Source organism: Pedococcus sp. P2_D9 (genome assembly GCF_056404275.1).
The window spans coordinates 141,400-161,559 of the sequence record NZ_JBFUEI010000010.1; the positions used below are offsets into that span (position 1 = coordinate 141,400).

Here is a 20,160-nt window from a genome sequence, read left to right on the forward strand (position 1 = left end):
GCGACCCGTGCATCTTCGGATTGCGGCGACGGAGCGTAAACGTTTACATGAGACCGGTTCACCTCAGCGCAGAGGCAGTCCGCCTCGGCGCTACGCGAGAAATATGGGAGGCGGGCGTATGGCCCTTCGAATGCTCAAGCGGCGCACCCTCACGGTGATGACCGGAGCTGTAGCCGTGGCGCTCGTCGCCTCGGCCTGCGGCGGCGATGACGGCGGCGGCACCACGGGTGGTTCCTCGGCCGGCGCTGCCACGCGAGGCCCGATCACCTATGTCCAGGGCAAGGACAACAGCAACCTGGTCGCCCCTCAGGCGGACCGCTGGAATGCCAAGCACCCCACCGAGAAGGTCACGGTCAAGGAGCAGTCCGACCAGGCCGACCAGCAGCACGACGACCTGGTCCAGCACTTCCAGGCCAAGGACCCCAGCTACGACGTCGTCTCCGTCGACGTCGTCTGGACGGCCGAGTTCGCGGCCAAGGGCTGGCTGACCCCGCTCAAGGACTCGTTGGCCCTGCCGACCACCGGCTTCCTCGAGCCCACCGTCAAGGCGGCGACCTACAACAAGACGCTGTTCGCCGCTCCGACGTCCTCGGACGGCGCGATGCTGTACTACCGGTCCGACCTGGTGAAGACCCCGCCGAAGACCATCGACGAGATGTGGGGCATGTGCTCCATCGCCAAGCAGAACGGCATGGACTGCTTCGCCGGCCAGTTCGCCAAGTACGAGGGTGGCACCTGTAACGCCACCGAGTGGATGAACGCCTACGGCGCCAAGGTCGTCGACGACGCCGGCAAGCCGACCGTCGACTCCCCCGAGGCAGCCAAGGGTCTGAAGGAGCTCGCCGACCACTACAAGAGCGGCGACATCCCCAAGCAGGCGATCACCTACCAGGAGGAGCAGAGCCGAGCAGCATTCCAGGACGGCAAGCTGCTGTTCCTGCGCAACTGGCCCTACGTCTACAACCTGGCCAGCACGGACGCCTCGTCCAAGGTCAAGGGCAAGTTCGCGGTCGCACCCCTCCCGGGAGTCACCGGCCCCGGCACCTCGACGCTGGGTGGCCACATGGCTGCGATCAGCGCCTACTCGAAGAACAAGGCCACGGCCCTGGACTTCCTGAAGTTCCTCACCAGCCCTGAGGAGCAGAAGACCAACATGGAGAAGGGTTCGCTCGCTCCGGTCATCGAGTCGATCTACACCGACGAGGCACTGGTCAAGAAGTACCCGTACCTGCCGGTGCTGAAGGAGTCCATCTCCAACGCGGTGTCCCGTCCGGTGACGCCGTTCTACCCGCAGGTCACCCAGGCCATCCAGGACAACTTCTTTGCGGCCATCCAGGGCCAGAAGACTCCTGAAGCCGCGGTGAAGGACATGCAGGCCGCCATGGCCGCAGCCGGCGGCTGACCGGTCTGACGCAACATCCCAAGGTGTGGGGGTGGCCCCACCGGGGCCACCCCCACACCTACAGGACCCCTGCCTATCGCATCCCCTGGTCGACGCTCGACTCGACCAACCATCTCGACCCACCTGAGACGCACCTCCCGGGCTAGGAGCAGGCATGAGCGCAGCCACATCAACAGCACCCCGATCGACCGGCACGAAGCCGAAGAAGTCGAAGGGGCTGAACGCAGGACAGGGACGCTTGGGGCTGATGCTTGTTGCCCCCACCATGGTCTTCCTGGCCGTCATCATCATCTACCCCCTGTTGAAGGCCATCCAGCTGTCCTTCCAGAAGGACGCCGGGCTTGACCCCGCCACCGGGCTGTTCGTCGAGGGCGGCAGCGCGGGCCTGTCCAACTACACGCACTGGCTGCTCCAGAAATGTGGCGAGGTCGACTGCCCGCCCGGCACCCTCGGCGCCCAGTTCTACGACGCGCTGTGGGTGACGCTGTTCTTCACCGTCGTCAGCGTCGTCGTCGAGATCCTCCTGGGCATGTGGTTCGCCATGATCATGAACCGCGACTTCAAGGGCCGCGGTCTGGTCCGTGCCGCGATCCTGGTCCCGTGGGCGATCCCGACCGCAGTCACCGCCAAGCTCTGGCTCTTCATCTTCGCCTTCGACGGCATCGCCAACCGGCTGCTCGGATTCGTGGGAATCAGCCCACAGCTGTGGGTCAGCGACCCAGTGGCCGCCAAGTTCGCGATCATCATCGCCGACGTCTGGAAGACGACGCCGTTCATGGCGCTGCTCATCCTCGCGGGCCTGCAGCTGGTCCCCGGCGACGTCTACGAGGCCGCCCAGATCGACGGCGCCACCAAGTGGCAGACGTTCACGCGGATCACGCTGCCGCTGGTCAAGGTGCCGCTCATGGTGGCCGTCCTGTTCCGCACCCTGGACGTGCTGCGCATCTACGACCTGCCCGCGATCCTGACCAACGGCGGCGGCGGCACGACCTCCCTGTCGATGCTGGTCATCAAACAGATCCGTGGTGGCTTCCACAGCGCCTCGGCCCTCTCGACCATCGTCTTCCTGCTCATCGCGTTCACCGCCTTCCTGTTCATCAAGTTCGGTGGCGCAGACGTCGTGCAACGGCCACCAAAGAAGAAGAAGGAACCGGCTGCCGCGGTCGGCAACCCGGTCGCCGCCAACGCAACCACCCCGGGAGCCTGAGATGACCACCACGACCGCCGCGCCCCCCACCTCGGGACGTACCGAGGCGCAGGAGATCCACTTCAAGAGCGATCGCGCCGCCAAGATCCGGATGTACATCGGTCTTGCCGCCCTCGTCGTCTGGGGCCTCGCCCCCTTCTACTGGATGGTCGTCACCGCGTTCCGCGATGTCGGCTACACCTTCGACACCACGCCGTGGCCGACCCACGTCACGCTGGACAACTTCACGACCGCGTTCTCCACGGACCGTGGCAACCACTTCGGCGCCGCGCTCGTGCACTCGGTCATCATCGGGATCCTGACGACGGCAGTGGCACTGCTCGTCGGGGTGTTCGCGTCGTACGCACTCGCCCGGCTCGACTTCCCGTTCAAGTACGCCGTGCTCGGGGTGATCCTCGGAGCGTCGATGTTCCCCGGCGTGGCGCTGGTGTCGCCGTTGTTCCAGATGTTCTCCAACTTCGGCTGGCTGACCGGTGCCAACTACCAGGCGCTGATCATCCCGAACATCTCGTTCGCCTTGCCGCTTACCATCTACACCTTGACGGCATTCCTGGCCGAGATGCCTTGGGAGCTCGAGGAATCCGCCCGCATCGACGGCTGCACGCCCGGCCAGGCCTTCCGCAAGATCATGCTTCCCCTCGCGGCGCCGGGCCTGTTCACCACGGCGATCCTGGCCTTCATCTCCAGCTGGAACGAGTTCCTGCTGGCAGCCCAGTTCTCGACCAAGTCGACCCAGACGGTCACGGTTGCCATCGCGAACTTCACTGGTGCACAACCACACCAGGAGCCCTACACGGCGGTCATGGCGGCGGGAACCATCGTCACCGTCCCGCTCATCATCATGGTCCTGATCTTCCAGCGGGCCATCGTGTCCGGCCTGACGGCGGGAGGTGTGAAGGGCTAGGCACGAGGCCTACCCCTCACCACCCATGGGAATCTTCAACCCCGGGAGCGGCACCGGCGGCGCGCGGGCGAGAGCCCAACGGCTGGACATGCTCCTCGGGATCCTCGGGTTCTTCGCGTTCATGGCTGTGATCCAGACTGTCCTGCTCGAGGTGCGCGGGGAGCCGGCGGCAGCATCCGCCGCGCTCCTCGCGGTCCTCCTGGCGGCCCTCTGGTTCGTCTGGCGGCTGAGGCGCAACACCGGCGTCTAGACCTCGACTGGAGGTGCGAGATGACCACCATCGGCGACGTGGCCAAGGCGGCGGGCGTGTCGGTGGCCACTGTGTCCCGCGCCCTCCGCGGCGTCGACAGGGTGAGCCCCCGCACCCGAGACCGGGTCCTGGCGGCGGCCACCGAGCTCCACTACGTCGCCTCGCCCGCCGCGACCAGCCTGGTCTCCGGCCGGACGCGCGGAGTCGGCGTCATCACCCCCTATTTCAACCGGTGGTTCTTCGCGACCGTGGTCAGCGGCATCGAGAAGGCGCTGCGTGAGGACGGCTTCCACGTCCTGCTCTGCGACCTCGAGGGGCACACCTTCGACACGCGGCTGCCCATCACCCAGAACATGCTCTGGAAACGCGCCGACGGCGCCATCATCCTCAACGTCCCACCCGTGCCCTCTGAACGGTCCCTGCTGGACCGCCTGGGTATGCCGGTGGTGACGGTGGGCAACCAGCAGCCCGGATGGCCTTCGGTGCGGATAGACGACCGTGCCGCGATGGCCCTCGCGACGCGCTACGCGATCGAGCTCGGACACCGCGAGATCGGCTATGCGGGTACCGTCCCCTCCTCGATCACCCATCTGCAGACGCCCTTCGACCGGCGAGAAGCCTTCGCCAAGGTGATGTCCGACCACGGCCTCGTGTGTCCGCCGGAGTGGACCCTGGAATGCGACTGGACCGCCGCGGGGGCCGCGGCGCACGCCGACCAGCTGTTCTCACTCCCGCACGTGCCGACCTGCGTGATCGCCGCGTCCGACGAGATGGCTTTCGGGGTCCTGAGCGCTGCCCGACGCCACGGTCTGGACGTGCCGGGTGACGTGTCCGTCATCGGCATCGACGACCACATCCATGCCGAGATCTTCGACCTCACCACCGTGCGCCAGGACGTCGAGTCCCAGGGGCGGCGAGCGGGACGCCTCATGCTCGACGCGCTGCACGGGCGGGCAGCCGACACGATCATCGACGACGTGCTCGAGGTCGAGCTCGTCGTCCGTGGCTCGACCGCGGCACCGTCACACCAGCGGTCACGTCACCCTTCACGCCGGCAGTCACGCAAGTCCGCTGCGCTCCCCCAGCCTGGCTGACTGCGGCAGTGGCCTGACCTCGACTCGGCGACCCCTGTGGCGTCGCCCGCCGGGCTCAGGCGTCGATCCGCTCCCGGTCCAGCCCCGCCGCAGAGTCGACGATGAAGTCCTTGCGGGGCGCCACGTCGTTGCCCATGAGCAGCTCGAAGACCCGCTCGGCCGCCTCGGCGTCACGCAGGGTCACCTTGCGCAGGGTGCGGTGCCGCGGGTCCATCGTGGTCTCGGCCAGCTGGTCGGCATCCATCTCGCCGAGTCCCTTGTAACGCTGCAGGGGCTGCTTGATGTTCTTGCCCCGCTTGCCCAGGGACGCCACCGTCGTGCGCATCTCCTTCTCGGAGTAGGTGTAGATCAGCTCGTTCTTCTTGGACCCCATGTTGACCACCTCGATGCGGTGCAACGGGGGTACGGCGGCATACACCCTCCCCGCCTCCACGAGGGGACGCATGTAGCGGAAGAACAGGGTGAGCAGGAGGGTGCGGATGTGGGCCCCGTCGACGTCGGCGTCGGTCATGATGATGACCTTGCCGTAGCGGGCCACGTCGAGGTCGAACGAGCGGCCAGAACCCGCACCGATCACCTGGATGATGGCGGCGCACTCGGCGTTCTTGAGCATGTCCGAGACGGAGGCCTTCTGAACGTTGAGGATCTTGCCGCGGATCGGCAGCAGCGCCTGGTAGTCACTCGAGCGGGCCAGCTTGGCGGTGCCCAGGGCGCTGTCGCCCTCGACGATGAACAGCTCGGACCTCTCGACGTCGGTCGAGCGACAGTCGGCGAGCTTGGCGGGCAGGCTGCTGGTCTCCAGGGCGTTCTTGCGACGTTGGGTCTCCTTGTGCAGCCGCGCGCTGATCCGCGACTTCATCTCCGAGACGACCTTCTCGAGCAGCAGCGCCGCCTGGGCCTTCTCACCGCGCTTGGTCGAGGTGATCCGGGCGGTGAGCTCCTGCTCGACGACCTTGGCAACGATGGCGCGCACCGCGTTGGTGCCGAGCACCTCCTTGGTCTGGCCCTCGAACTGCGGCTCGGCCAGACGCACCGTCACGACCGCCGTCAGGCCGGCCAGCACGTCGTCCTTCTCGGGCTTGTCGCTGCCGACCTTGAGCCGGCGACTGTTGACCTCGAGCTGCTTGCGGAAGACCTTGAGCAGGGACTGCTCGAAGCCGGCCAGGTGGGTGCCGCCCTTGGGGGTGGAGATGATGTTGACGAAGGAGCTGACCTTGGCGTCGTAGCCGGTGCCCCAGCGCACCGCGATGTCCACCCCGCACTCACGCTCGACCTCCGTGGGCGACATGTGGCCCTTGGAGTCGAGGACCGGCACCGTCTCGGTGAACGTGCCGCTGCCCTGGAGCCGCCACACGTCGGTGACCGCCGCGTCCGGAGCCAGGAACTCCACGAACTCGGAGATGCCRCCGTCATGCACGAGCGTCTCGACGTGGGTCGCCGACTCCCCGGCTGTGCCGGGGCGTCGACGCTCGTCCCGGATGACCAGCGTCAGCCCGGGGATGAGGAAGGACGTCTGGCGCGCTCGCGCGATCAGCCCGTCGTAGTCGAACTCGGCGTCCTTGAGGAAGATCTGCTCGTCTGCCCAGTAACGGATCCGGCTGCCGGTCACACCGCGCTTGGTCCTGCCGACGACAGCCAGCTCGCTGGTCCGCTCGTAGGGGGTGAACTCGTGGTCAGGCGCCTTGTCGTCGGTCGCGACGTCCGGGAAGTAGCCGGGCTCACCCCGCCGAAAGCTCATGGCGTAGGTGTTGCCGCCGCGGTCGACCTCGACGTCGAGCCGCGCAGAGACCGCGTTGACCACCGACGCGCCGACGCCGTGCAGGCCACCGGAGGCAGTGTAGGAGCCACCGCCGAACTTGCCGCCTGCGTGCAGCTTCGTGAAGACCACCTCGACACCGGTGAGGCCGGTCCGCGGCTCGATGTCGACGGGGATGCCGCGGCCGTTGTCGCGCACCTCCACCGAGCCATCGCGGTAGAGGATCACCTCGATCCGGTCACAGACACCCGCCAGCGCCTCGTCCACCGCGTTGTCGATGATCTCCCAGAGGCAGTGCATGAGTCCGCGGCCGTCAGTCGAGCCGATGTACATGCCAGGTCGCTTGCGGACCGCTTCGAGGCCTTCGAGGACCTGAAGGTGGTGCGCGCTGTAGTCCGACGTCGACTTGGTGGTCGCAGCCTTCTTGGCAGTGGTGGCGGTGGCCAACGGTCTGGTGCTCCTGTGGTGGGTCAATGCCCCCCGTGCTCACGGAGGTGGGCCCCACGCTATCTCGGTGACCCACGCCCCCAGCGCAGGCACGCGGCATACCGCCCTTCATGCCCTGCGAAGCCCCATTTCCCATCCACCGGACGCCCGACCTACGAATCACCCATTGCGACATGAGATGACACACATGGAGACCCAATACCCGCAGGGAAGAACCAGGCGTGCTTGACTGTTGACCACGGCACCGGATGGGCCACCCAGGGAAGTAATCCCCACGGTGGAGCAACCAAAGTCCGGGGTAGGACGTCTCTAGGAGACAACGCGCCTCCGGGCGCAACGAAAGGAAGGCTGACGTGACCACTGCACTGGCACCCTCATTGAACGCGGCCGACCGCTGCGACCGCTGCGGCGCCCAGGCCTACGTGCGCGCTCGCCTTCACGCTGGTGGCGAGCTGCTGTTCTGCGCTCACCACGGACGCGAGCACCTGCCCAAGCTGCGCGAGCACGCCGACATCCAGGACGAGACCGAGCGGCTCCACGAGACCCCTCCCGTCGCTCCCCTCGAGGAGCGGTAGGAAAGCCACACCGGACCTCCCACCGTGGAGGCCACCCTCTGGGTCCCCGCCGTCCTGATCCTGATCGGGATGGTGGGGATCGTCATTCCCGTCATCCCCGGGCTGCTCCTGTGCCTGGCCGCGGTGTTCCTGTGGGCCCTGGACGCCCAGAGCACGCTCGGCTGGTCGGTGATCGCGGTCTGTGCCCTGCTCTACCTCGCGGGAGTGGCGCTGCAGTATGCCGTGCCCGGGCGGCGGCTGCGCGAAGCCGGCGTCCGCCGGTCCACCCTGGTCATCGCAGTGCTGCTCGCTGCCGTCGGGTTCTTCGTCATCCCCGTGGTCGGTGCGCCCATCGGGTTCGTGCTCGGGATCTACCTCGTGGAGCTCGGGCACTCGCAGGACAGGACCGCCGCCTGGGCCTCGACGAAGTCCGCGCTGAAGGCGGTGTTCCTGTCGATGGGGATCGAGCTGCTCGCTGCGCTCGCCATCGCCACGACCTGGGTCGTCGGAGTGCTCTTCAGCAGGGTCTGAGCGCCGGCCTGGCCCAGTAGTCGTCTGGTCTCAGTGCCCGTCTGGTCTCAGTGCCCGTCTGGTCTCAGTGCCCGTCTGGTCTCAGTGCCCGTCTGGTCTCAGTGCCCGTCTGGTCTCAGTGGTCGTGGGGGTCAGTGGTTGTGGGTCAGTAACCGTCGTCGCGGCGACGGTCCCAGCGTTCCTCGATGCGGTGCATGAACGAGCCGCCGGACCTCGGTGCCTTCGACTTGGTGGGGGTGGCCCGGCGCACGCTGCCATCGGGCTGGACGGTGCCCAGGGCGGCCTTGCGCCGCGGCGGTGTGAGGGCGAAGGCGACTGCCCCGACCATCAGGGCGAATCCGATCGCGCCGATCCACATGGTGGTGTTCACCCCGACCAGCACGAGGGCCAGCCCTGCGACGACACCCACCACACCAACGGCCATCCGACGACGCGCCGACGCTCGCGCCCCAGCGCCCTGCATCTGCGAGGCGAACTTGGGGTCCTCGGCATACAGCGCCTGCTCCATCTGCTCAAGCAGCTGCTGTTCGTGCTCGGAGAGCGGCACGGTGACCTCCTGGACGTTCGGCGTGCACCCACTAAACGCATCAGGCCACAGAATCGTTGCCCGCCGGGAGCATCATTGCCGGTCAGTGGCCGTCCGCTGACGTCTTCAGGATATGTCCCCCGGCGTGGTTGCACTACCCGTTCGCCGAGCCCGGTGTGGGCTGACCTCGATGCTGGTCACGCGGCCTGTCGCGCGGCTTGTCGCGATCCCCGTCGGGGATCAGGCTGGCCGGTCGGACGCTTCCGGCACCGAACCGCGCGCTGGCCCGGTCGACGGCGCGGTCGGCGTCGCGCCAGCCGTGGTCGGGCTCGTCCAGGGTGCCCTGGATGGGAGCCCCGACACCCTCGACCAAGCCCTCCATCCGCACCCCGACCAGCCGGATCCGGGCGCGCTGGAGCCCGAGGGCGTCGTAAAGGCTCTTGGCGGTGTCGAAGATCTCCCGGCTCACGTCGGTGGGGTCGCGCAGCGTCTTGCTGCGGGTGATGGTCGTGAAGTCGGAGAACCGCACCTTGATCGAGACCGTGCGCCCGAGCACGCCGGCCGAACGAACGCGTGCCGCGGTGCGGTCGCTCAGCTTGAGCAGCTGACGGTGGATGTATGCCGGGTCGTCGACGTCGAACTCGAACGTCTCGTCCGAGCCGATGCTGCGCTCGCGACGCTGGGTTTCGACCTGGCGCGAGTCGCACCCCCAGGACAGGTCGTGCAGGTGCGGCCCGGCACTCTCGCCCAGGGCCCGTCGCAGCGTGTCGACGGGGGTGTGGGCGATGTCGGCGACCGTGTGCAGGCCCAGGCGCAGCAGCGTCTCCTCGGTCCTGTCCCCCACTCCCCAGAGCGCCCCGACCGGGAGCTGCTGGACGAAGGTGACCACCTCGTCGCGCGGCACGACGACCATGCCGTCCGGCTTGGCCAGTCCTGAGGCGAGCTTTGCGACGAACTTCGTGGGGGCGACTCCAACCGAGCAGGTGATCCCCTGTTCGTCGTGGATGGTGTCGCGGATGAGCTGGCCGATCCTCGCGGGGTTGCCCAGCCGGCGCAGTGAGCCGGACACGTCGAGGAAGGCCTCGTCGAGCGAGAGCGGCTCGACCACCGGGGTGATCGTCTCGAAGGTCGCCATGATCGCGGCCGAGATCTGGCTGTAGAGGCGGTGGTCGGGGGCGACGACGGTCGCCGTGGGACACAACCGTCGGGCGCGGGACATCGGCATCGCCGAGGCCACACCGAACTTGCGGGCTTCGTAGGTCGCCGAGAGGACGACGCCGCGGTTGCCCCCGCCGCCGATGATGACGGGAGTGCCCACGAGCTCGGGGCGGCTCAGCAGCGACGCGGAGGCGTAGAACGCGTCCATGTCGACGTGCAGGACGGTGCACCCCGTGTCATCGGGTGGGTGCTCCCCCCCGCGCTGCGGGAGCGCGTACTGGCGCCGGCTCATCGGTGGCCCCGGTTCGCCCTCAGCGTCGGGCGAGGACGTGCACGGCCGCGCCCAACTGTCCGAGGAACCCGAAGTCGGGGTGGCGGCTGGCCACCTGTTCCAGCTCGAGCAGGGCCATGCGGTCGGCCTCGGAGTCGATCAGCGCCGACGGCACGAGGTCGCTGAACAACCGCACGCCGTGGACGTCCTCGACGACGAGCCCGGTCTGCTCGACCAGGGCCTGCAGCGCGGCGGCGTCGAACCGGCGCGGCAGCGGATCGGCGCCGCCCCAACGGCCGTCTGCCGAGGTCAGGGCGGTGTGGGCCTGGGCGAACTGCCCGGCCAGCGCCCGGGCCAGGACGACGGCGAGCCGCCCTGCGGCCACCAGGCTGAGGTAACCACCGGGAGCCAGCACTGCGGCCAGCGCCGCGAGGGTGGCCTGGGGGTCGTCGACGACCTCGAGGGTGCCGTGGCAGCAGACCAGGTCGACCGGTTGGTCGCCCACGAAGTCGGCCAGGGAGTCGGCGTCCCCCTGGAGTGCGGTCACCCGGTCGGCGACGCCACGCTCGGCGCTGCGCCTCGACAGGGAGGCGAGGGCATCCGGACTCGGGTCGACGACGGTGACGTCGTGGCCGAGCTCGGCCAGTGGCACCGCGAGGCCGCCGGTGCCGCCCCCGAGGTCCAGGACCCGCAGGGGGCGACCCAGCTCGGCCTGCTGGCGCTCGATGAGGGTGCGCACCGAGGCCCACACCGCCGAGGTCCGCAGGGCTGTCTCGACGCCACCGCGTCGGGTCCGCCACTGCTCTTCGGCCACGACGGCCACCTCCTGTGCTGGGTCTGCGGGTGCGGTGGCCAGCCTAATGGCCAGTGGTGTGGGGGGGGGGTGGCCGCCCTCCCGCGTCGGGCACCGCCGCCCCTTGACCGAGGCGGTGGGACCCCCGCACGTCCTCGCCCGGCGGCCGGGTGTCGGCATAGGGCGACTGCCGGAAGCCCGAGGCATGCACCAGGACCCGCCGTCCTGCGCCCACCTGCTGCTGGTGGGCAGCCTCCAACGCCTCAGCCTGCTCGGTGGCGGCGCGCTCGCTGGCATCCATCGCGGCATACACCGCCTCGAGGCCACCACCTCGCCACGCGTCCCACAACGGGGTGAGCTCCCACGCACCCGTCGCCCGCAGCGAGATGCCCCGCGGACCGGTGCGACGCACCACACCACGGACGAGCAGCATCCACGAGTGGAAGACCGTGGCGGCATAAGGACCTTGGACATCCTCGAAGAAGGTCGCGTCGATCGGTCCGGTGGAGTCGTCGAGGGTGAGGAAGACGACCCGTCGCCCTGACCGGATCGGCGGCGTCTGGGTGGCGACCTTGACCCCGCACGCCCACACGGTGGACCGGCTGCGCGCCCGCAACAGGTCGCGACTGCGGGTGACTCCGAGCGCATCGAGCATCGGAGCGTAGAAGTCGACCACGTGGGCACTCGCGTCGAGGCCGAGGATGTCGAGCTCGGCGCGGACGCGTTCGGGACCGCTCAGCTCGGGCAGGCCGGTGCCACTGGTGAGCTCGGGTCGGTCACCGAGGTCGAGCGCGAGCTGGGTCGCCTGCTGGTCGGCTGCGCGTACCGGCAGCGCTGCCTGCGACTGCGCTGCCGCCCGGGCCCGCACCTGCCCACCCTCGAGGTGCTGGTCCGACACCGGCAGGGCACGGCTCCCCCTGGCCCGGCGTGGCGCCGCCCGACGCGCCGAACGGTCCAGTGCCCGGCCGTAGCGGTCGAGCTCGGCGACGTGCAGCAGCAGGTCACGACGGGTGGTCCGGCCCCGACGACCCAGTCCCCCGGCGTCGATGCCCGCGGAGGCCACCCGCATGCCGTAGAGACTGTCGAAACCCCCCGCGAGGACGAGGCGTTCGGCGATCGGACGCGAGACGTGGGCGCGGTGCCAGAAGTCGGCCAGCCCGGCGTAGGGCTGCCCGGCGACGATGCGGGCCACCTCTGCGTCGTTGATGCCGCGGACGTCGGCCAGCGACAGCCGGATGCCGTAGTCGCTGGCATCGGGCAGGTCGGGGTGCGGCGGGACGAACCCGGACGGGTCGTCGCGGTCCAGGCGTTCGATGCGGTAGCTGCCGGTCGAGACGTTGACGTCGAGACCGAGCACCGCGATGCCCAGGCTCCGGGCGTCGTCGAGGATCAGCCGCTTGGGATACATGCCCGGGTCGTGGGTGAGCACGCCGGCGAGGAACGCTGCGGCGTGGTGGGTCTTGAGCCATGCGGAGTGATAGGTCGGCAGGGCGAAGGCTGCGGCGTGGGCCTTGCAGAAACCGAACGACGCGAATGCCTTGAGCACCTCCCAGATCCGGTCGACATCGGCGGGGGCATAGCCGCGGGCCGAGGCGGCCGGTCGCCACCAGGCCTCGATCTCGAGCTGTCCCTTGGGGGTGCCGAGGGCACGGCGCACCTCGTCGGCCTGGGCGAGCGACACCCCGGTCGTCTCGGCGACGATCATCAGCACCTGCTCGTGGAAGACGACGACTCCCTCGGTCTCCTGCAGTGCCTCGATGAGCGTGGGGTGCAGGTAGCTGACCTCCTTCCAGCCGTGGCGGGCCTCGAGGAACGGCGTGATCATGTCGGACTTCACCGGGCCTGGCCGGAACAGCGAGATGTCGATGACAAGGTCCTCGAACCGCTCCGGACCGAACTTGCCGATCAGCTCACGCTGTCCGGGGCTCTCGATCTGGAAGCAGCCGAGGGTGTGGCTGGTGCGGATCAGGCGGAATGTCGCCTCGTCGTCGAGCGGCACCTGGGCCTGGTCGTCGAGGTCGACCTGCACTCCGTCGACCCGCTGGACCTCCTGCACGGCGTGGGCCATCGCCGACTGCATCCGGATGCCGAGGACGTCGAGCTTGAGCAGCCCGAGCGTCTCGACGTCGTCCTTATCGAACTGGCTCATCGGGAAACCCAGCCAGCTCGCCTCCACCGGCGTCCGGTCGAGCAGGCTGCCGTCGGACAGGATCACGCCGCACGGGTGCAGCGCGATGTGGCGGGGCAACCCGTCGAGCCGCTCGACGAGGTCGAACAGGGCTCGCAGCCGAGGACTGTCCAGGCCTCGCGAACGCAGCTCGGGCAGCTCGGCGATGGCGTTGCGGGCGTCCCGGGCACGGATGTGCGGGAACGCCTTGGCGATCTCGTCGATCTCCACCGACGGCAGCCCGAGCGCCGCCCCGACGTCCCGGATGGCGTGCCGCACCTTGTAGGTGTCCATCATCGAGACGCAGGTGACCCGCTCACCGCCGAACCGGTCGAGGACCCGCTCGTAGACCTCGGTGCGGCGGGCCGACTCCACGTCGATGTCGATGTCGGGCAGCTCGGCCCGCAGCGGCGAGCAGAACCGCTCCATCAGCAGGCCGTAGCGGATCGGGTCGACCCCGCTGATCCCGAGCAGGTAGTTGACCAGCGACCCGGCTCCCGAGCCGCGAGCCGCGACTCTGACCCCCATGTCGTGGATCAGGTCGACGACCTCGGCGACGGTGAGGAAGTAGGTCGGGTAGCCCAGCTCCGCGATGACCTTGAGCTCGTCGGTGAGCCGGCTCTCCACCGCCATCAGGTCGCGCTCGCTTGCCCCGGGGTAGCGCCCGGCCACCGCCGCGCGGCACCGTTGCTCGAGCACCACCTGGGCACTCATGCCGGGATCGACCCCCACCCGGTCGGGTTCGGGCAGGTGGACCGACCCGATGCCGAGGTCGTGGCGGGCGCTCTGGGCGCAGCCGAGCCCCAGAGCCAGGGTCCGCCCGACCAGGTCGTCAGCCCGGCCGAGGTCGCCACCGGTGATCTCACGGGCGATGGCGTGCATCGTGTCGGTCGTGGCCAGGTGGGCGGCGTCGGTGACCCGGTCGAGGTGCCGGGTATCGAGGGCGACCAGCCGCCGCGCGGCGTCGAGCACGTCGACGACGGCCGACTCCCCGGGATCGACGTGGCGCACCGCCGCGGTGAGCACCGCGGTGACGCCCTGCTCGTCGGCGAGCCCCAGCAGCCGTCGGGCATGACTGCGCGATGCCGGGGTGCCCTCGGGTCCCCCGTGGCAGACCACCTCGATGACGACGGCGTCAGGTGGCAGTCGGCGCCGCCAGGCATCCAGCAGCTCACGTGCCCGGTCGGTGCGCTTGACCAGCAGCGCCCGTCCCACGTCGGAGTCCGGGCCGAGCAGCACCACGAGCGGACTGGGTTCCCCTTCACCTGCGCCGCCGCACGCTGCTGCGACCACGGCGGCGGAGCTCACGGGCACTCCCCGCTCACCGCGCAGGTGGGTCTGGGTGACCAACCGGCACAGTGCCGCCCACCCCACCCCTGCGGGCACCCCAGCCGCTCGTCCCCGCGCGAGCACGGTGACCCGTGGATGGCGGGCGTCGCGCTCGGCGCCACCCCGGACAGGGGTCCGACCCCTCACCGCTGGACCGCCCGCATCCAGACCCACCGGACCCGGACCGACCGCATCTGAACCCATCGCATCTGGGCCCACCGCGAGGTCGACTCCCAGAACGGGTGCGATGCCGGCCGCGGTGGCGGCCTGGACGAAGCGGACCGCACCGTAGAGACCATCACGGTCGGTGAGCGCGAGGATCGGCTGACGGTGCTGGGCAGCGCGTTCGACCAGCGCCTGGGGCGTCGCAGTGCCGTAGCGCATCGAGAACCCCGACGCGACGTGCAGGTGGGCGAACTCGGTGCTCACGGGCCGGCCCCCGGAGTGCTGGTCACTGCGGTGGGCACCAGCAGGTGGTCGTGTGGCGACCTGGGCACTGGCAGGCCCAGGGTCCGGCAGACGAGGTCGAGGAAGAGCTCGGACTGGCGCAGCAGGTCGTCGGCCTCGCGCGCACTGTGGTCGTGGTGGCGGCGAGCTCCCACGACGTCGAAGAACCCGGCCCACTCGGAGAGCTCGGGCGCGACCGTGGGCAGCAGCTCCCACAGGCTGCGAGGACCGGACTGGCCCGCGGACTGGTGGGTGGACGTGATGCGGGTGGCGACCACGGCGGCGGCCGCGCGCAGGGCACCGAGCTGGGCCTGGTCATAGCGTCGGGCGACCTCCTCGCTCTGGCAGGCCTCGAGCAGCGAGTGCCGTGCCCGGTCCAGCAGGTCGAGCGTGGCAGCAGCTCCGCTGGCCGCCCCCTGGGCAGTCCCGTGTGCACTTCGGGCGCCCATCAGTCCGCCACCCTCAGCAGCCGCCACTGGCTGCCTGCGTGACTGGCGGGGTCGGCGCACAGGTCGTAGACCCCGATCCCAGCGAGTCGGCCGGCGCTCGCCTCGACCCGCCAGACCTGTCGTTCCCGCGCATCGGTGAGCACGTCGCTGCCCTCGCGCTCGCGGGCGTCGCGCCACCACGGCCGCCGCTCCTGCCAGCGGTCGAGCACGGCCCGGACGACATAGAGCCGGCCACGCCAGACGAAGGCGTTCGGGCCGCGCCCCGCCACCTCTCCCAGACCAGGGGTCAGGTCCTCGCGAGCGCCCTCGCGGACCTCGATGGGCTCTTCGTAGCGGCGGACCACAGGGCGCTCCTTCGGGGATCTGGTTTCGGGTTGCGGGCATGGCGCAGCGCCACCAGACACAGCGCTGCCGCGTCACCGGGTGATGCGCTCTGGGCCCTGTGAGAGGCGGGGTCGAGGCGCCTGCTCACAGGGCCAGAGCCGCAGTGGTCCGCGGGATGACCGCCCACCACGGTGTGGGGCCGTGACCGGTGGATCGGTCGTCGTCGTGAACCACGAGTTCGAACAGGTGTTCGATAAGAAGAACGGTACACCCCGCCACGGACAGTCCGTCAACCCCCTCCAGACGACTGGTGACAGCCGTGACCGCACGGCCCTAGTCTTCGGCCATGACAGCGTCCGACGTGCCGACGTCGGCCCCCGACCTGACCGGGCACCCTGCCGTCCGCAGGGTCCTGGAGAACCTTGCGATCCACCACGTCGTCCCCGAGGTGGTCACCCTCCCGGACGCCGTGCGCACCGCGGCCGCCGCGGCCGCCGCGCTGGGCATCACCCCCGCCGAGATCGCCAACTCGCTCGTCTTCCGGGCCCACGCACCGGACGGCACGATCAGCCCGATGCTCATCCTCACCTCGGGCGCACACAGGGTCGACCTGGTCAAGGTCGCCGACCTCGTCGACGACGTCGACCACCTCGACCGGGCAGACGCCGACTTCGTCCTCGAGGCGACCGGTTTCACCATCGGGGGCGTGGCGCCAGTCGGCCACCGCAGCCAGGTCCGCACCCTCGTCGACGTCTCACTCAGTCGCTACCGCCACGTCTGGGCGGCTGCCGGCCACAGCCACACCGTCTTCCGCACGACCTACGAAGAGCTGCTCCGCGTCACCGGAGGCCACGCGATCGAGGTCGCCTGAGGCGCCGCTACTGCGCTCGTGGCCAATGGCATGGCGACACCTCCTTCAGGCACTCCATCCTCCGCGACGTCCGCCACCCGGCACTCCCCCAAACCCCGCACGCAACTCGGACACAATGGGCCCATGACCACACCGAAGCCTGTCGAGTGCTGGCTCACCGACATGGACGGCGTCCTCGTCCACGAGGAGAGCGCGATCCCCGGAGCCGCCGACTTCATTGCCACACTGCAGGAGTCAGGGCGGCGGTTCCTCGTCCTGACCAACAACTCGATCTTCACCCCGCGCGACCTGCGGGCCCGGCTGCTCGCCAGCGGTCTCGACGTGCCGGAGGAGTCGATCTGGACCTCCGCCCTCGCCACAGCGCAGTTCCTCGCCGACCAGCGGCCGGGCGGGAGCGCGTTCGTCGTCGGCGAGGCAGGCCTGACGACGGCGCTCCACGAGGTGGGCTACACGATGACCGAGCGCGACCCCGACTACGTCGTGCTCGGCGAGACCCGCACCTACTCGTTCGAGTCGATCACCAAGGCGATCCGGCTCATCGAGGCCGGAGCCCGCTTCATCGCCACCAACCCCGACGTCAGCGGGCCCAGCCCGCACGGCATGCTGCCGGCCACCGGCTCCGTCGCAGCCCTGATCAGCGCGGCCACCAGCCACCAGCCCTACTTCGTCGGCAAGCCCAACCCGCTGATGATGCGCAGCGCGCTCAACCGGATCGACGCCCACTCCGAGTCGACCGTGATGATCGGCGACCGGATGGACACCGACGTCATCAGCGGACTGGAAGCAGGGCTGCGGACCATCCTCGTGCTGACCGGGTCAACCAGGCGCGAGCAGGTGCAACGCTTTCCCTACCAGCCGACCCGCGTCGTCGACTCGATCGCCGACGTCGTGCCGCTCGTCACCGAGCTGCGTCCGCTGACAGGAGCCTCGAGCGACTCGAGCGGCTGACCCCGAGGTATGCCGCCCGGCCGGGTCAGCCGCGCGAGTCGCCCAGCACGCTGGCGAGCAGCCCTGGGAAGGCCGCGTCGAGCTCCTCGCGGCGCAGCGACACCAGCCGTTCACGGCCACGAGGCTCGTTGCGGATGACGCCCGCCTCGCGGAGCACCTTCATCAGGTGGGACTTTGTCGACTTGGGCAGTGCCGGGTTCGTCGCACCGCACTGGGCCATCTCGAGCGGGCCCGCGGCGAGGTCCCGGACGATCTGCAGCCGGGCCGGGTCGCTCAGCGCGAAGAGCACGTCGGTGAGCGCCACGTCCGCCATGGCCGGGTGTGGCAGCTCTTGGTTTGCGGGCATGGTTCGATAATACTCGAACCAATCTGGCGAGATCGGGAATGTCCAGGGCAGATTGACAGTTCGATAAGTTTCGAACCGTTGTTTTTCGTCCGAGAGGCCCGTCATGAGTGCGACCAGCAGCATCCCGACCGGAACGACCAGCTCGACCACCAAGAGCTCCACCGCCGACGGTGAGGGACGCGGACGCCGGCTCCCCCGTCGCCCCGCCTTCGTGCTCGCCCTCGCGTCGGTCGTGGCGCTGATGGTCGGCGCGAGCGCACCATCACCCTTCTACCCGGTGCTCCAGACCCAGATCGGCTTCTCGGCGGGGACGATGACCACCATCTTCGGGGTGTATGCCGTCACCCTCCTGGTCACCCTGCTCGTGACCGGCTCCCTGTCCGACCACATCGGACGCCGACCGGTGCTGGCCGTGGGCTTCCTGGTCCTCGCGGTGAGCATGGTCGGCTTCTGGCACGCCGACGGCGTCGGCACCCTGCTGGTCTCGCGCGCAGTGCAAGGTGTCGCCGCAGGCCTGCTGATGTCGACCATGTCGGCAGCCGTCGTGGACCTCGAGCCAGCCACCCGCCCAGGACTCGCCGCGACGCTCAACAGCGTCACCCCGCTGTTCGGTCTCGCCGCCGGCGCGCTCGCGGCCGGTGCCGTGCTGGACTCCAGCCCGCACGCCCTCCCGCTCGTGTTCGCGACGCTCACCGCGGCCTACCTCGCACTGGCGGTGGGCGTCCTCGCCCTTCCCGAGACCTCGCCACGTCACGAGGGGTGGCTGCGCTCGCTGCGTCCACGGGTCGGCATACCTGCTGCTGCCCGACCTGCGTTCCGGCGCAGCGCACCGGCCCTGTTCGCCGGCTGGGCCACCGGTGGCCTCTATCTCTCCCTGGGCGCGCCCATCGTCGGCCAGCTGCTCGGGGGTCGCAGCCACGTCGAACAGGGTGCTGTCGTCACGGTGCTCACCGGGGTCGGCGCCCTCAGCTCCTACCTCGGCCGACAGCGCACAGCCCGCCAGATCACGCTCTACGGCACGACCATGCTCGCCGTCGGCACGGTGCTGACACTGGTCGCGCTGCACGCGGGGTCGCTCGTCGCCTTCCTCCTGGCCGCGGTGGTCGCGGGGTCGGGCTTCGGCACGTCCTTCCTCGGGATCATGCGCTCGATCACCCCGACCGTCGGGCCGGCCCAGCGCGGCGAGCTCTTCTCCAGCGTGTTCGTCGTCAGCTACCTCGCCTTCGGGCTGCCGGCGGTCGCCGCCGGGTTCGCGGTCCCGCGGTTCGGTCTCGAGACGACGGCAACCGTCTACGGGCTGGCCGTGGTCGCGCTGTCCGCCGCCGCCGCCCTGGCCAGGGCGTTCACCACCCGGGACTGACCGAACCGACCACGGGGACAGCGCTCAGGCCAGGCCTGCGGCGCTGCGCGTGGTGAGGTCGAGGTTGCGGTAGACCTCGAGGGTCGCCGTCGAGCGGTTCATCGTGATGAAGTGCAGCCCCGGTGCGCCTTCACGGAGCATCCGGTCGGCGAGCTCGGTGGCGATCTGCACGCCCACCTCACGGGTCGCGGCGGGGTCGTGCGAGACCGCCTCGAGCCGGCCCACGACGGCCGGCGGCAACGGGGTGCCCATCAGCTCGGACATCCTCGCCACCTGCTTGAAGTTCGTCACCGGCATCAGTCCGGGGGTGATCGGCAGGTCGCGACGAGCCGCCACGGCGTCGCGCAGCCGCAGGTAGCTGTCGGCGTCGAAGACCATCTGGGTGATGGCGAAGCTCGCGCCGGCATCGGCCTTGCGGACCATGACCTCGACGTCGTGCTCGAAGCTCGGCGACGCTGGGTGCACATCAGGGAACGCCGCGACCCCGATCGTGAAGTCGCCCAGGGTCCGCACCAGCGCCACGAGGTCGGTCGCGTGGTTGAGACCCTCGGGGTGAGCCACCCACTCGCCGCCGACGTTGCCCGGCGGGTCGCCCCGGAGGGCGAGGATGTTGCGGACGCCGCTCGCGGCATACAGGCCCACGACCTGGCGCAGCGCGGCCACGGACGCGCCGACACAGGTCAGGTGCGCCAACGGCGTCAACGTCGTCTCACGGGCGATCCGCTCGGTGACGCGCACCGTGCGGTCCTGGTTGGAGCCGCCCGCGCCGTAGGTGACCGAGACGAAGTCGGGTCGCACGGACTCCAGGCGGCGGATGGCGTCCCAGAGCATGGCCTCCCCGGCGTCGTCCTTGGGCGGGAAGAACTCGAAGCTGATCGAGGGATGCGGCGCCGCCAGCATTCCGGGGATCGACAACGGCTGCTGCGTCGGTCGATCCACTCCCGAGGTGTGCCCCAAAGCCATGGCGGTGAGACTAGCCGAGGGCCCACGCCGTAGGCTCAGTGCCAGCACAGGATGAGACATTCC

19 protein-coding genes are annotated in these 20,160 nt (G+C 69.6%); 10 read left to right on the forward strand and 9 right to left on the reverse strand.

Features of this window, described 5'->3' with window-relative positions; all coding sequences use genetic code 11:
- Positions 1-118: 118 nt before the first annotated feature.
- From AC1DXJ_RS15380 to AC1DXJ_RS15400, 5 genes are all read left to right on the forward strand, one after another.
- A complete protein-coding gene (locus tag AC1DXJ_RS15380; protein WP_477637424.1) occupies positions 119-1,402 on the forward strand; it encodes an ABC transporter substrate-binding protein in 1,284 nt (427 codons plus the stop codon).
- Between the two features lie 154 nt (positions 1,403-1,556).
- On the forward strand, positions 1,557-2,609 hold the full coding sequence (locus tag AC1DXJ_RS15385) for a carbohydrate ABC transporter permease (protein ID WP_477637425.1): 1,053 nt from the start codon (positions 1,557-1,559) through the stop codon (positions 2,607-2,609).
- Between the two features lies 1 nt (position 2,610).
- Positions 2,611-3,513 carry a carbohydrate ABC transporter permease gene (locus AC1DXJ_RS15390; protein WP_477637426.1) on the forward strand — a complete coding sequence of 301 codons (903 nt, stop codon included), beginning with the start codon at positions 2,611-2,613 and terminating at the stop codon, positions 3,511-3,513.
- Positions 3,514-3,538: 25 nt separating this feature from the next.
- Complete coding sequence (locus AC1DXJ_RS15395) at positions 3,539-3,763, forward strand: hypothetical protein (protein ID WP_477613172.1); 225 nt, start codon at positions 3,539-3,541, stop codon at positions 3,761-3,763.
- A 20-nt stretch (positions 3,764-3,783) separates the two neighbouring features.
- Positions 3,784-4,857 (forward strand): LacI family DNA-binding transcriptional regulator, encoded by a 1,074-nt coding sequence (locus AC1DXJ_RS15400; protein WP_477637427.1) that lies wholly within the window; start codon positions 3,784-3,786, stop codon positions 4,855-4,857.
- A gap of 55 nt (positions 4,858-4,912) precedes the next feature.
- Here the strand turns inward: AC1DXJ_RS15400 and AC1DXJ_RS15405 are convergent, their stop codons facing one another.
- Positions 4,913-7,060 carry a DNA gyrase/topoisomerase IV subunit B gene (locus tag AC1DXJ_RS15405; protein WP_477637428.1) on the reverse strand — a complete coding sequence of 716 codons (2,148 nt, stop codon included), beginning with the start codon at positions 7,058-7,060 and terminating at the stop codon, positions 4,913-4,915.
- A 353-nt stretch (positions 7,061-7,413) separates the two neighbouring features.
- On the opposite strand from AC1DXJ_RS15405, the gene AC1DXJ_RS15410 reads away from it, so the two are divergent.
- Together AC1DXJ_RS15410 and AC1DXJ_RS15415 are read left to right on the forward strand one after the other, a co-directional pair.
- The gene (locus tag AC1DXJ_RS15410) at positions 7,414-7,635 is read left to right on the forward strand and encodes a DUF7455 domain-containing protein (protein WP_477613175.1); all 222 of its coding nucleotides are present in this window, start codon (positions 7,414-7,416) and stop codon (positions 7,633-7,635) included.
- Between the two features lie 24 nt (positions 7,636-7,659).
- Positions 7,660-8,145, forward strand: a complete 486-nt coding sequence (locus AC1DXJ_RS15415) for a DUF456 domain-containing protein (protein WP_477637429.1) — start codon at positions 7,660-7,662, stop codon at positions 8,143-8,145.
- Between the two features lie 145 nt (positions 8,146-8,290).
- Here the strand turns inward: AC1DXJ_RS15415 and AC1DXJ_RS15420 are convergent, their stop codons facing one another.
- From AC1DXJ_RS15420 to AC1DXJ_RS15445, 6 genes are all read right to left on the reverse strand, one after another.
- Complete coding sequence (locus tag AC1DXJ_RS15420; protein WP_477637430.1) at positions 8,291-8,692, reverse strand: DUF3040 domain-containing protein; 402 nt, start codon at positions 8,690-8,692, stop codon at positions 8,291-8,293.
- Positions 8,693-8,825: 133 nt separating this feature from the next.
- On the reverse strand, positions 8,826-10,121 hold the full coding sequence (gene dinB / locus AC1DXJ_RS15425; protein ID WP_477637431.1) for a DNA polymerase IV: 1,296 nt from the start codon (positions 10,119-10,121) through the stop codon (positions 8,826-8,828).
- A 19-nt stretch (positions 10,122-10,140) separates the two neighbouring features.
- Complete coding sequence (locus AC1DXJ_RS15430) at positions 10,141-10,914, reverse strand: methyltransferase domain-containing protein (RefSeq protein WP_477632278.1); 774 nt, start codon at positions 10,912-10,914, stop codon at positions 10,141-10,143.
- 43 nt (positions 10,915-10,957) lie between these two features.
- Positions 10,958-14,818 carry a DNA polymerase III subunit alpha gene (locus AC1DXJ_RS15435; protein ID WP_477637432.1) on the reverse strand — a complete coding sequence of 1,287 codons (3,861 nt, stop codon included), beginning with the start codon at positions 14,816-14,818 and terminating at the stop codon, positions 10,958-10,960.
- Positions 14,815-15,285, reverse strand: coding sequence for an SAV_6107 family HEPN domain-containing protein (locus AC1DXJ_RS15440; protein ID WP_477637433.1), 471 nt, complete (start codon positions 15,283-15,285; stop codon positions 14,815-14,817). Before AC1DXJ_RS15440 ends, AC1DXJ_RS15435 begins: the two co-directional genes overlap by 4 nt.
- Entirely contained in the window at positions 15,285-15,629 is a 345-nt protein-coding gene (locus tag AC1DXJ_RS15445) for a DUF6504 family protein (protein ID WP_477613181.1), read from the reverse strand. Before AC1DXJ_RS15445 ends, AC1DXJ_RS15440 begins: the two co-directional genes overlap by 1 nt.
- A 326-nt stretch (positions 15,630-15,955) precedes the next feature.
- On the opposite strand from AC1DXJ_RS15445, the gene AC1DXJ_RS15450 reads away from it, so the two are divergent.
- Both AC1DXJ_RS15450 and AC1DXJ_RS15455 read left to right on the forward strand, forming a co-directional pair.
- Entirely contained in the window at positions 15,956-16,480 is a 525-nt protein-coding gene (locus AC1DXJ_RS15450; protein WP_477613182.1) for a YbaK/EbsC family protein, read from the forward strand.
- 123 nt (positions 16,481-16,603) lie between these two features.
- Positions 16,604-17,428 carry an HAD-IIA family hydrolase gene (locus tag AC1DXJ_RS15455; RefSeq protein ID WP_477637434.1) on the forward strand — a complete coding sequence of 275 codons (825 nt, stop codon included), beginning with the start codon at positions 16,604-16,606 and terminating at the stop codon, positions 17,426-17,428.
- 25 nt (positions 17,429-17,453) lie between these two features.
- On the opposite strand, the gene AC1DXJ_RS15460 is transcribed toward AC1DXJ_RS15455, so the two are convergent.
- Positions 17,454-17,774 carry an ArsR/SmtB family transcription factor gene (locus tag AC1DXJ_RS15460; protein WP_477637435.1) on the reverse strand — a complete coding sequence of 107 codons (321 nt, stop codon included), beginning with the start codon at positions 17,772-17,774 and terminating at the stop codon, positions 17,454-17,456.
- Positions 17,775-17,877: 103 nt separating this feature from the next.
- Between AC1DXJ_RS15460 and AC1DXJ_RS15465 the strand changes: the two genes are divergently transcribed.
- On the forward strand, positions 17,878-19,134 hold the full coding sequence (locus tag AC1DXJ_RS15465; protein ID WP_477637436.1) for an MFS transporter: 1,257 nt from the start codon (positions 17,878-17,880) through the stop codon (positions 19,132-19,134).
- Positions 19,135-19,158: 24 nt separating this feature from the next.
- Here the strand turns inward: AC1DXJ_RS15465 and metF are convergent, their stop codons facing one another.
- Entirely contained in the window at positions 19,159-20,097 is a 939-nt protein-coding gene (gene metF / locus AC1DXJ_RS15470) for a methylenetetrahydrofolate reductase [NAD(P)H] (RefSeq protein ID WP_477637437.1), read from the reverse strand.
- Positions 20,098-20,160 lie beyond the last annotated feature (63 nt).